This window comes from Hydrogenophaga sp. (assembly GCF_030651625.1).
Classification (GTDB): domain Bacteria; phylum Pseudomonadota; class Gammaproteobacteria; order Burkholderiales; family Burkholderiaceae_C; genus Hydrogenophaga.
In genome coordinates this window covers 64307-74933 of the sequence record NZ_JAUSCF010000002.1, presented here as the reverse complement: position 1 = coordinate 74933, position 10627 = coordinate 64307, and the positions used below count along the sequence as shown (strand labels likewise).

10 protein-coding genes are annotated in these 10627 nt (G+C 64.8%); 6 read left to right on the top strand and 4 right to left on the bottom strand.

Annotated elements, in window-relative coordinates; translation table 11 throughout:
* Window positions 1-144: 144 nt before the first annotated feature.
* The 3 genes from Q7V46_RS00685 (at window position 145) to cbbX (ending at window position 3121) form a co-directional block, all read left to right on the top strand.
* Window positions 145-1608, top strand: a complete 1464-nt coding sequence (locus Q7V46_RS00685) for a form I ribulose bisphosphate carboxylase large subunit (protein WP_304911571.1) — start codon at window positions 145-147, stop codon at window positions 1606-1608.
* Between the two features lie 12 nt (window positions 1609-1620).
* Window positions 1621-2058, top strand: a complete 438-nt coding sequence (locus tag Q7V46_RS00680; RefSeq protein WP_304911570.1) for a ribulose bisphosphate carboxylase small subunit — start codon at window positions 1621-1623, stop codon at window positions 2056-2058.
* Between the two features lie 112 nt (window positions 2059-2170).
* Complete coding sequence (gene cbbX, locus Q7V46_RS00675) at window positions 2171-3121, top strand: CbbX protein (protein WP_304911569.1); 951 nt, start codon at window positions 2171-2173, stop codon at window positions 3119-3121.
* 25 nt (window positions 3122-3146) lie between these two features.
* Here the strand turns inward: cbbX and Q7V46_RS00670 are convergent, their stop codons facing one another.
* Window positions 3147-5489, bottom strand: coding sequence for an ATP-dependent DNA helicase (locus tag Q7V46_RS00670; protein WP_304911568.1), 2343 nt, complete (start codon window positions 5487-5489; stop codon window positions 3147-3149).
* A gap of 35 nt (window positions 5490-5524) precedes the next feature.
* On the opposite strand from Q7V46_RS00670, the gene Q7V46_RS00665 reads away from it, so the two are divergent.
* Window positions 5525-6388 carry a hypothetical protein gene (locus tag Q7V46_RS00665; protein ID WP_304911567.1) on the top strand — a complete coding sequence of 288 codons (864 nt, stop codon included), beginning with the start codon at window positions 5525-5527 and terminating at the stop codon, window positions 6386-6388.
* Window positions 6389-6452: 64 nt separating this feature from the next.
* Window positions 6453-7010 (top strand): phosphatase PAP2 family protein, encoded by a 558-nt coding sequence (locus tag Q7V46_RS00660; RefSeq protein WP_304911566.1) that lies wholly within the window; start codon window positions 6453-6455, stop codon window positions 7008-7010.
* A 9-nt stretch (window positions 7011-7019) separates the two neighbouring features.
* On the opposite strand, the gene msrB is transcribed toward Q7V46_RS00660, so the two are convergent.
* The 3 genes from msrB to lysA all read right to left on the bottom strand — a co-directional run bounded on the left by msrB (window position 7020) and on the right by lysA (window position 9632).
* On the bottom strand, window positions 7020-7439 hold the full coding sequence (gene msrB / locus Q7V46_RS00655) for a peptide-methionine (R)-S-oxide reductase MsrB (protein WP_304911613.1): 420 nt from the start codon (window positions 7437-7439) through the stop codon (window positions 7020-7022).
* 241 nt (window positions 7440-7680) lie between these two features.
* Window positions 7681-8142 (bottom strand): GatB/YqeY domain-containing protein, encoded by a 462-nt coding sequence (locus Q7V46_RS00650; RefSeq protein ID WP_304911565.1) that lies wholly within the window; start codon window positions 8140-8142, stop codon window positions 7681-7683.
* A gap of 251 nt (window positions 8143-8393) precedes the next feature.
* The gene (lysA, locus tag Q7V46_RS00645; RefSeq protein ID WP_304911564.1) at window positions 8394-9632 is read right to left on the bottom strand and encodes a diaminopimelate decarboxylase; all 1239 of its coding nucleotides are present in this window, start codon (window positions 9630-9632) and stop codon (window positions 8394-8396) included.
* Window positions 9633-9702: 70 nt separating this feature from the next.
* Between lysA and Q7V46_RS00640 the strand changes: the two genes are divergently transcribed.
* On the top strand, window positions 9703-10614 hold the full coding sequence (locus Q7V46_RS00640; protein WP_304911563.1) for a LysR family transcriptional regulator: 912 nt from the start codon (window positions 9703-9705) through the stop codon (window positions 10612-10614).
* Window positions 10615-10627 lie beyond the last annotated feature (13 nt).

The window sequence follows — 10627 nt, the reverse complement described above, 5'->3', positions numbered from 1 at the left end:
TTGGCTGTCCGTTGCCACTCGGCGTGCATTTCAATTCAGTAAATATTAATTGAATTGGTATCAAACTTGAATTTACCTTATCTGAAGTCGTTTCTATAGTTCCTCCATCCCACCTGTTTCACAACCCACCCCAGAGGAGACGACGTGACCGATTCCACCAGCAGCATCATCACCGATGCCAAAAAGCGCTACAGCGCCGGCGTGCTCAAGTACCGCCAGATGGGCTACTGGGTGCCCGACTACCAGATCAAGGATACCGATACGCTGTGCCTGTTCCGGATCACCCCGCAGGACGGCGTGGACCCGGTGGAGGCCGCAGCAGCGGTGGCTGGTGAATCCAGCACGGCCACCTGGACGGTGGTCTGGACGGACCGTTTGACCGCCTGCGACAGCTACCGCGCCAAGGCTTACAAGGTCGAGCCGGTGCCGGGGCGCCCAGGTGAGTACTTCGCCTGGGTGGCCTACGACCTGATCCTGTTCGAAGAAGGCTCGATCGCCAACATGACCGCCAGCCTGATCGGCAACGTGTTCAGCTTCAAACCGCTGAAGGCCGCGCGGCTGGAAGACATCCGAATTCCTGTGGCCTACGTCAAGACCTTCAAGGGCCCGCCCACCGGGCTGGTGGTCGAACGCGAGCGCCTGGACAAGTTCGGTCGTCCGCTGCTAGGGGCCACCACCAAACCCAAACTGGGCCTGTCGGGTCGAAACTACGGTCGCGTGGTGTACGAAGGTCTCAAGGGTGGGCTGGACTTCATGAAGGACGACGAGAACATCAACTCGCAGCCATTCATGCACTGGCGCGACCGTTTCCTGTACGTGATGGACGCGGTGAACAAGGCGAGCGCTGCCACCGGCGAGGTCAAGGGCAGCTACCTGAACGTGACCGGCGCAACGATGGAGGACATGTACGAGCGAGCCGACTTTGCGAAGGAACTGGGCAGCGTGATCGTGATGATCGACCTCGTGATCGGCTACACGGCGATCCAGAGCATGAGCAACTGGGCGCGCAAGAACGACATGATTCTGCACCTGCACCGCGCTGGCCACGGCACCTACACGCGCCAGAAGAACCATGGTGTGAGCTTTCGCGTGATCGCCAAGTGGATGCGGCTGGCGGGTGTGGACCACATCCATGCCGGCACCGCAGTGGGCAAGCTCGAAGGCGACCCGCTCACGGTGCAGGGCTATTACGACGTGTGCCGCAACAGCGTGACCAAGGTGGACCTGCCGCGAGGCAATCACTTCGAGCAGGACTGGGCCGACATCAAGAAGGTGATGCCGGTGGCCTCGGGCGGCATCCACGCCGGCCAGATGCATCAGCTGATCGATCTCTTCGGTGACGACGTGGTGCTGCAGTTCGGCGGCGGCACCATCGGTCACCCTCAGGGCATTCAGGCCGGTGCGGTGGCGAACCGCGTGGCGCTGGAATGCATCGTGAAGGCGCGCAATGAGGGCAAGAACATCCTGGAAGAAGGCCCGAGCATCCTGCGCAAAGCCGCAGAGGGTTGCAGCCCGCTGAAGGCCGCGCTCGACACCTGGGGCGAGATCAGCTTCAACTACACCAGCACCGACACGTCGGACTACGCCATTACGCCATCGGTAGCCTAAGGAGAAACCACCATGATGACCAACCCCACCGGCCGCCTGACGCAGGGCCAGTTCAGCTTTCTCCCCGACCTCACCGACGCCGAGATCGTGATGCAGATTGAATACGGTCTGAAGAAAGGTTACGCCTGGAGCGTCGAATACACCGATGATCCACACCCGCGCAACACCTACTGGGAAATGTTCGGCAACCCGATGTTCGATCTGAACGACGCCGCCGGCGTGATGGTGGAGTTGCACGCCTGCCGCAAGACGTTCCCCAACCACTACATCCGCATGATGGCTTTTGACTCGACGCGCAACACCGAGTCGATCGTGATGAGCTTCATCGTGAACCGGCCTGCCACCGAGCCGGGCTTCGGCCTCTCGCGGCAAGAGGTCGGAGGCCGCTCCATTCGCTACACGGTGCACAGCTACGCCACCGACACGCCCGAGTCCGAAAGGTATTCTTGAGGACACCCCCGCGCGCCTGCGGCGCTCCCCCTCAAGGGGGCGATGCCAGCGGCCCGGCAAAGCCGGTTCCGCGGCATCTCTGGATGAAGACAGCTCGCTCCGGAGGCTTGCCATGAATGCACCGAGTTACCACATCCCAGGCGCAGCTCTTGACTCGGCCGCACCGGCTCCAGCTGCCGCGCCTGACAAAGCGGCACGCACCGTCAACGAGGTACTGTCGCAGAGCCAGGTCGAGGCGGTCATGGACGAGCTGGACCGCGACCTCATCGGGCTGGCGCCGGTGAAGGCGCGCATCCGCGACATTGCGGCGCTGCTGGTGGTCGACAAGCTGCGGCTCAATCTGGGCCTGCAGGCGCAAACGCCGTCGCTGCACATGAGCTTCACCGGTAACCCCGGCACCGGCAAGACCACGGTGGCCATGCGCATGGCGGAAATCCTGCACCGGCTGGGTTATGTGCGAAAGGGCCATGTGGTGAGCGTCACACGCGACGACCTGGTGGGCCAGTACATCGGTCACACGGCACCCAAGACCAAAGAAGTGCTCAAGAAGGCCATGGGCGGCGTGCTGTTTATCGACGAGGCCTACTATCTGTATCGCCCCGAGAACGAACGAGACTATGGCCAGGAAGCCATCGAGATCCTGTTGCAGGTGATGGAAAACCAGCGTGACGACCTGGTCGTCATCGTGGCGGGCTACAAAGACCGCATGGACACCTTCTTCAAGTCCAACCCCGGTTTGTCGTCGCGTATCGCGCACCACCTCGACTTCCCTGATTACGACCAGGGAGAGCTGCTGGACATCGCCGACCGCATGCTGGGCACAATGAACTACCGCTTCGGCGAAGGCGCGCGCGAAGCTTTTGAAAGTTACGTTCAGCGCCGCATCCCGCTGCCGCACTTTGCGAATGCGCGCAGCGTGCGCAACGCGCTGGATCGCGCACGGCTGCGTCAGGCCAGCCGCCTGTTTGTGGACCGTGACCGTGCGCTCACGCGCGATGACCTCACCACCCTCATGCCCGCGGACATCCTGGCGAGCCGGCTGTTTGCTGACCGTTCCGCCTGACGGTCAGCTGCCCGGCGAGCATGGCCTACAGTGAGCTCGGCATGGTTTCAACATGCCACCACGCAGGAAGCAGTCGGCGCACGTCCCCTCGTGCAAAGCGGTCGTCCAGCAGCAACACCACGCCGCGGTCATCTTCGCTGCGGATCACCCGACCCGCTGCTTGCACGACTTTTTGCAGCCCGGGGAACTGGTAGGCGTAGTCGTAGCCCCGTCCGAACCGGCGCTGCAGCCGTTGGCGGAGGCGTTCGTTGAGCGGGTTCACCTGCGGCAGGCCCAGCGTGGCAATGAAGGCACCCACCAGGCGCCGGCCGGGCAGATCGATGCCTTCACCAAAGGCACCACCCAGCACCGCAAAGCCGACGCCTTGCCCGGCTTCGGTGAAGCGCGCTATGAAGGCTTCACGCTCCGGCTCGTTCATGGCGCGTGACTGTGCCCAGACCGGAAGCGTTGGGTGCAGCGACTGCAAGCGTGCCAGTGCCTGCTGCAGGTAGTCAAAGCTGCTGAAGAAGGCGAGGTAGTTCCCCGGCGTGTGCTGGTATTGCGTGGCGATCGCCATCACCAGCTCATCGAGCGAGCCGGCGCGGTCGCGCCAGCGGGTGGAAATGTGCGGTGCCACGCGCACGGCGAGCTGCTCGGTGGAGAAGGGCGAGGGCACATCGAGCCGGGTGGTATCGCTGGGCAGGCCCAACAGGTCCGTCACGTAGTTCATGGGCGTGAGCGTGGCAGAGAACAGGGTGACCGCTTGCGCTGCGCTCCAGCGCGCGGCGAGCATCGGGCCGGGCACCAGGTTGCGGATGGCGATCGCCGCGCGGGGCTTGCGCGCCCGCCCGGTAAGGGGTGTGCGCGTGAGTTCCACCAGGGAGTGGTCGGCAAAGTTTTCTGCCAAACGCAGAAACCCCAGCACCTCGAACAACCAGGCCTGCACGCGTGGATCGACCGGGTGCGCGGCGTCATCGGCGCGGGCCAGGTGCTCGGTCAGGTCGGTGCTGTGCAGTTGCAGGGCGGTGACCCATCCTTCGGGCAGCTCATCGAGCAGTGCGTGTTCAGCGCCAGAAGCGATGGCCACAGTTCCCCAGGCCCGGTGCAGGCGGTCCAGTGACGCACCCAGCCCTGCCGGCGGACTCAGGCGCAGTGCGGCCAGGGTGGCGGGATGCAGTTCAGCCGAATACATCTGGCGTGCGCGTTCGATCAGGTTGTGCGCTTCGTCCACCAGCAGGGCCACCCGGCGGCCTTCGTCCACGGCAAGCGCCCAGGCGTGCGCATGGAGGTCGAAAAAGTGGTTGTAATCGCCAACCACCACGTCGCTCCAGCGCAGCATTTCCTGGCCCAGGTGGTATGGGCACACCTGGTGCCGCAGGGCGACGTCGCGCAAGCTGGTCTGGTCGAGCCAGCCGGTGCGGGCCGCATTCTCCCGGGCGGCGGGAAGGCGATCGTGAAAGCCACGTGCCAGTGGGCAGGACTCGCCATGGCAGGCCTTGTCGGTGTGCTCGCAGGCTTTGTCGCGCGCCACGCGTTCGAGCACGCGCACCGTGGCGCCGGAGACAGCCATACCCAGGCGGCGCAGGCCGTCCAGCGCCAGAGCTCGCCCGGTGGTTTTTGCGGTCAGATAGAGCAATTGATCGGTGTTCGCGGCGGGTGCTGCCTTGAGCGCCGCAAAAAGCGTGGCCACGGTCTTGCCGATGCCGGTGGGGGCCTGCGCCAACAGCGTGCGTGCCGCACCGTGGTGGCGGTACACCGCTTCGGCCAGCGGGCGCTGGCCGGCCCGAAAGGATGGGAACGGGAACGCCAGGGCGCGCAAGGCTGTGTCTCGCTGGAAGCGGTGTAGCGACTCGCTGCGCGCCCAGGCGATGTACCGTTCACACAGGCCCTCGAAGTGAGCGCGAAGATCGTCAGACTGGTGGCGCTGCAGCAGTGGCGTCTCTACCCCGGTGTCGATGTGGAAATACACCAGCGCGATGTCGAGTTCGGTCAGGCCGAGCTGGTCGCAGAGCATCCAGCCATACACCCGGACCTGCGCCCAGTGCAATGCCTGTTGTGAGGGCTTGATGCGGGCCGGGTCGCCGCGGTGGGTTTTGATCTCTTCAAGTCGCCCCGCCTGGTTGTCGAAGCCGTCGGCACGGCCCTGTACGCGCAGACCCCGCCAGGTCGCAGACAAGGGCAGTTCACGCTGGTAAGCCGGGCCGCGCCGGGCGGCCACCGTGTTGTGACCGGCCACACCTTCCTGGCCGCTGGGTGAAGCTGAAAAGCGCAGGTCCAGATCACCGTTGCGGGCGGCGAAATCGCACAGGGTTCGCACCGCCACTTCGCCCAGGGGCGCGTCAGCGCCGTCGGGCATGGGCAGCAGTTCGTCGGTTGGTGCCACTGGCATGGTGCCATGGATGGTACTGGATATATAGTCAGCTCATGGATCCGATCCTGCCCACCTTGAACCGGCGCCACCACCAGCGCCTTCGCGAGATTTACCGCTCCGCAGGTTGGCCCTGCCAGGACTCGCTGGAGGTGGAGTTGATTGCCACCGGGCATGTGCAGCGCCAGCGCTCGGCTGAAGGCCATGAAACCCTGCGACTGACCGATGCCGGCGTCCGGACGCTTGCCCAAGCCTTTGCCCGCAATCAGGCGGCGCGCAGTCCGCATGAAGCGCTGGTGGTAAAGGTGGCGGTGGCCATGGCGAGAGCAGGGCGACTCGCCTGGCGCGGACTTGCGTTGCGCGTGCCACTGCCTCGGGCATTGCTGCAGGACGCGCCAGCAGACGGCACAGTTGCGGGGGTGCCGTCCGACGCGCCATTGCAGGCGAGTGTTTTTGAACACGAAGCCGAAACCCTGCAGACAACGCCCGACCACACCTGGTGCATGGCCTGCCCCGATGTGTTCTCGATCCGGCGCAGCACGGTCGAGGCCTACCTGGAACCGGTGGTGCACGAGATCAAGGTCAGCCGCGCCGATCTGCTGGGCGATCTGAAAAGGCCGGCCAAGCGCGCCGCTTACCTTGCCATGGCCGGCGCTTGCTGGTACGTGCTGGGGCTCGACGCGCGGGGGCGTCCCGTGGGCGGGCCTGACGATATTCCGTCCGAATGCGGCGTGATGGTGGCCCGGGAGGACCGCCTGGATGTGCTGCGGGAGGCCCCCCGGCGGGCCATGCCCCGCTTGCCGTTGCACGTCTGGATGGCGCTAGCTCAGGCATCGCCGGTGCCGAGGGACGTCACCCTTGAGCAATCTCTATTGCGTGCCGTGCCTGAAAGCGCCATTCCGCCTCGGCCAGAAGGCTGAAATCCCTCGTGTACCATGCGGCGGCGCTTTTCGCGCAAGCGCCCACTTGCCATCTCCACACCCCATGCCCATCCCTGCTTCTCACGCCTCGACCCCGGAAAGCCTGCCCACCTGGCGCCGACACGACGCCCGGATTTTTGCCTGGATGGGCGCCGGGCATGCCGTGTCGCCGGGCTGGCTGGCTGTGGCCAAGGGCATTTCGCACTGGAGCTGGGTGCCGCTCACGGCGGTACTGGCGCTTTGGGCCTTCCAGGGCATGGACGCACTCAGCGTGGCCTTTCACGCCGTGCTGACCGGAGGCGCGGTGCAGGTGCTGAGCAAGAAAACGTCGGCTCGCTGGCAATCGGCGCGCCCCTTTGCCGTGGGGCTGAGCCCGAACCACCTCAACCACAGTTTGCGCGCCGGCTTTCCCAGCACGCACGCCACCGTGATGGGGTGTGTGTTCGGTTTCTTGCTGCATCTGGGGGCACCGGCGTGGGTGCTGGGCGGCGTGCTCGCGATCACACTGGCCACCGGCTGGGCCCGGGTGTATGCCGGTGCACATTTCCCTTCAGATGTGATCGCCGGGCTCGCGCTGGGCACCGGCATCGGCGCGTTCGTGGCCTGGACGACAAGCCTCTGACCCGCTGCGTCAGCCTTCGTCGACCGTCGGGGTGTGCTCCAGCGAGGCGGAGTTCATGCAGTAGCGCAAACCGCTGGGCGCAGGGCCGTCTTCAAACACATGACCGAGATGCGCACCACACTGGCTGCACACGGTTTCCACCCGCACCATGCCATGGCTGCGGTCGGTGATTTCGGTGATGGCACCGGGTACCGCGTTCCAGAAACTGGGCCAGCCGCAACCCGCATCGAACTTGGTACCGGCGTTGAACAGATGGTTGCCACAGCAGACGCAGTGGTAGCTGCCATCAGCCCAGACGGTTTCATATTTTCCGGTGAACGGGCGTTCGGTATGTGCCTGCCGCGTGACCTCGAAGGCCACAGGCTCGGCCCCTTTGGCCGCCAGGATCGCGCGCCACTCGGCATCGGTTTTCTTGATCGGGAAGTCCACAAATGCTCCTTGTTTGCTCTGCATATTGCCACCACACACACGGAGAAGCGCCGATCAAGGTTACTGGGGAACCGGTTCAGCCGGGTAGTGGGTGCACGCTGGTCGAAGTTTTGCGTCCCGTGATGTCCTGGCCACAGGCGATAACGGGTTTCTTCATCCGCACGACGTCATCAATCGTTGCGAGGGATGATCGAGAAAGTCGACCCGTCCATGAGACATTCTCGGCGCGCCTGCTGCCGCATCAGCGGGCCAGTGCAGCCTTGACGGCTGCAGACACCTGTCCCATGTCGGCCTTGCCGGCCAGGCTGGCTTTCGCAGCGGCCATGAGCTTGCCCATGTCGGCCGGGCCGGCAGGGCGCCCGAGTTCAGCGTCCAGCGTGGCAACGATGGCACGCACTTCGACCGCCACTTCTTCAGCGGACAGGCGCGCCGGAAGATAAGCCTGCAACACAGCCATTTCGGCCTTTTCCTTGTCGGCCAGATCCTGGCGGTCTGCCTGTTCAAACGCGGCGATGGAGTCCTTGCGCTGCTTCACCAGCTTGTCCACGATGGCCACCACCATCGCATCGTCCAGTTCCACACGTTCGTCCACTTCCTTCTGCTTCATGGCAGCGGTCAACATGCGGATGGCACCCAGACGCTCCGTGTCTTTGGCGCGCATGGCGTTTTTCATGTCTTCAGTGATCTGTGCTTTGAGACTCATGGTGCAAATCCGTTGAATGTTCAGATGAACCGCCAATTGTCGCGCAAGGGAGTAGGCGTGCGGGGACTCAGACCAGGGCACCCGAGGAACCGGCTTTGCGGTTCCGAGACGACACGCCCTCCGGCGAGAGGGGCTCCCATCCAGGGGCAGCACGGGACGGCTTTGCCGGCCCAAGATGCCGTCCCCCCTCGAAGCGCCTTCAGGCGCGCCACGGAGGGGGGAAGCCGCGTCAGCGGCGCAGGGGGGAGACCCTATACCTTTTCGAGTTCCAACAACTCATCCAACCGCTGGCGCCGCCGGATCAGCCTCGCATGCGAACCATCCACCAGCACTTCTGCGGCAAGCGGGCGGCTGTTGTAGTTGCTGGACATGGATGCGCCATAGGCACCCGCATCGTGCAGCACCAGCAGATCACCCACGTGTGCCTCGGGCAGTTCGCGGGTCAGAACCACGCCGCCTTCTTCCTGTGTGAACACGTCGCCCGATTCACACAGCGGTCCGGCCACCACGGTGTGCCGCAATGGCCGCCGCCCGACGTCCGGTGCCAACAGGCTCATGCCGTGAAAGGCACCGTACATGGCCGGGCGCATCAAGTCGGAGAAACCGGCGTCGACCAGTGTGAAGTGCTGGTCGCCTTGCCACTTGGTGGCCCGCACCTCGGCCAGCAACACACCGGATTCGGCCACCAGGTACCGGCCGGGTTCGATCTCCAGGTGCACGTCGCGCTTCAGGTGGGTGGCGATGTCGCGCCGTGCTGCGTCCCACAGGCTGAAGTAGTGCGCGGTGTCGATGTGCGCTTCCCCTTCTCGGTAGGGAATGGACAGGCCGCCACCGGCCGAGATGGCTTCCAGCGTGCAACCGCTGTCTTTCACCAGTGTCACCATGGCCGCGCACACCTGCTGCAGATGGACGTAGTCCACGCCAGAGCCGATGTGCATGTGCAGGCCCACCAGGTGCAGCCCATGGCGCTGGATGGCGGCCAGGGCCCGGGGGAGTTCGGTGTGCCAGATGCCGTGCTTGCTGTGTTCGCCGCCGGTGTTGGTCTTGTTGCTGTGGCCGTGGCCAAAGCCGGGGTTGATGCGCAGCCACACACGGTGGCGGGGTGAGCGCGCTCCCAACTGGTCGAGCATGTCTGTGGATCCCGCGTTCACGGGCACGTTGTGGCGCACCACCGTGTCAAGCGTGGCGTGGTCGAAGAGATCGGCGGTGAAGACGATGCCGCTGGCGCCGCAGGCTGCTGGGGTGGATGTGTAGCCAGCGGCCAGCGCGCGCTCGATCTCGCCGCGCGAGACCGCGTCCACCACCACGCCTTGTTCGCGCATGAGGCGCAGCAGGTGGGTGTTGGCGTTGGCCTTTTGAGCAAAACGAATGGAGTCAAACGCGCGCAGGTCGGCGATGCGCTCCCGGATGGTGGGCGCGTCGTACACCCACAGGGGGGTGCCGTGCTCCTGAGCCAAGCGGGTGAGGGTGACGGGGTCAAAGGGGTTCATGTGCCGGATGATGCGCTTTTACGCCCATGTTGCAAAATGCTTTGTTGTTGAAACTGTATTCATTCTGGATATGAAATTGACCCATCGTCAGATCGAGGTGTTTCGCGCCGTGATGCAGGCAGGGCACGTCACGCACGCTGCCGAACTGCTGCACAGCTCTCAGCCCACGGTGAGCCGCGAAATCGCACGTCTGGAACAGGTGCTGGGTTTGGTGCTGTTCGACCGCCGCAAGGGCCGCCTTCAGCCCACGGCACGGGCGCTGGCGTTGATGGAGGAGGTGCGCTTGTCGTACCTGGGGCTGGATCGTATCGCGGCCACCGCCCTGGCATTGCGCAGCTATGCCCATGGCCGGTTGCAGGTGGCCTGCCTTCCTGCATTGGCCCATGCCCTTTTGCCAGACGCGATTCGCCGGTTCGTTGGTCGTCAGGTCGAAGCGGCGGTGAGTCTGTTGCCGCTGGACTCGCCGCAACTGGAGGCGGCGATGTCTGAACAGCGATTTGACCTAGGGCTGAGCGAACGGCGCGATCCGCCCAGCGCATGCGACTGGCAGTCGCTGATGGTGGCCGACGAGGTGGCGGTGCTGCCAGCATCGCACCCGCTGTGCGCTCGCACCCGACTGGACCCCACCGACTTCGAAGGACAGCCCTTCATCAGCCTGTCGCCGGCCGATCCTTACCGCCTGCAGATCGATGACTTGTTCGAAGGTGCCAGCGTGCGGCGCGAATTGCGGCTGGAAACAGCCAGCGCGGTGTCGGTCTGTGCGCTGGTGCGCGAGGGGCTGGGCCTGGGCATCGTCAATCCCCTGACGGCACTGGCCATGGCGGGCGATGGGCTGGTGGTGCGCCCGCTCACGGCGGCCATTCCCTTTCAGGTGGCGGTGATGACACCACGCTGGCGTGATGCGCACCCCCTGCGCAGCGACTTCGAGGCCGCCTTGCGCGAGGCGGCGCAGGCGCTGGCGCAACGCCTGGCTGGAGCCTGAAGCCGGTGGGATT

What these genes read in the sequence shown, in the direction of transcription:
- Q7V46_RS00680 (WP_304911570.1), top strand. Translation starts at nt 1,621, where the DNA reads ATGATGACCAACCCCACCGGCCGCCTGACGCAGGGCCAGTTCAGCTTT.
- cbbX (WP_304911569.1), top strand. Translation starts at nt 2,171, where the DNA reads ATGAATGCACCGAGTTACCACATCCCAGGCGCAGCTCTTGACTCGGCC.
- Q7V46_RS00670 (WP_304911568.1), bottom strand. Translation starts at nt 5,489, where the DNA reads ATGCCAGTGGCACCAACCGACGAACTGCTGCCCATGCCCGACGGCGCT.
- Q7V46_RS00665 (WP_304911567.1), top strand. Translation starts at nt 5,525, where the DNA reads ATGGATCCGATCCTGCCCACCTTGAACCGGCGCCACCACCAGCGCCTT.
- Q7V46_RS00660 (WP_304911566.1), top strand. Translation starts at nt 6,453, where the DNA reads ATGCCCATCCCTGCTTCTCACGCCTCGACCCCGGAAAGCCTGCCCACC.
- Q7V46_RS00650 (WP_304911565.1), bottom strand. Translation starts at nt 8,142, where the DNA reads ATGAGTCTCAAAGCACAGATCACTGAAGACATGAAAAACGCCATGCGC.
- lysA (WP_304911564.1), bottom strand. Translation starts at nt 9,632, where the DNA reads ATGAACCCCTTTGACCCCGTCACCCTCACCCGCTTGGCTCAGGAGCAC.
- Q7V46_RS00640 (WP_304911563.1), top strand. Translation starts at nt 9,703, where the DNA reads ATGAAATTGACCCATCGTCAGATCGAGGTGTTTCGCGCCGTGATGCAG.